Annotated in this window: 1 pseudogene; it reads right to left on the bottom strand. The window is 72.2% G+C overall.

The features are described from left to right. Positions 1-510 (bottom strand): annotated as a pseudogene (locus FV217_RS22530) (hypothetical protein); the annotation flags it as partial.

Here is a 510-nt window from a genome sequence, read left to right as displayed (position 1 = left end):
GAGGTCCGCGCCCGCACCGCCGAGCACGACGTTGTCGCCTTCGCCCGCCCGGATCTCGTCCGCGCCGCCGATCGCCGGGCTCGTCGTCCGCACGAACACCGGCACCAGCGCGCTCAGCGTCACCGCGCCGTTGTCGCCGAGCACGATGTCCGAGCCCGAACCCGTCGTGATCAGGTCGGCACCGAAGCCGCCGATGACAACGCTGCCGCCGTCGCCGACCACGATCACATCGCGGCCGCCGACGTCCGGAGACGTCGAGGCGATCTCGGTGGCACGCGCCTGATCGTCGAGATCGACCGTACCGTTGTCGCCGAGAACCACAGACCGGCCCGCGCCCAGCGTCAGGGCGTCCGCACCCGAGCCGCCGAGCACCACACCGTTGCCGGCGCCGAGCGTGATCGTATCGTCACCGCCGACCGTGACGTCCGTGCTCTCAGCACGAACCGGCTTGCCGTTGACGAACCGCACCAGGCCGGCATCGCCGAGCACCACCGCGTCGCCCGCGAGGCC

It is taken from the genome of Methylobacterium sp. WL9, from assembly GCF_008040035.1.
Classification (GTDB): domain Bacteria; phylum Pseudomonadota; class Alphaproteobacteria; order Rhizobiales; family Beijerinckiaceae; genus Methylobacterium; species Methylobacterium thuringiense.
The sequence above is the reverse complement of the archived record's forward strand: the minus strand, read 5'-3'. Positions and strand labels throughout refer to the sequence as shown.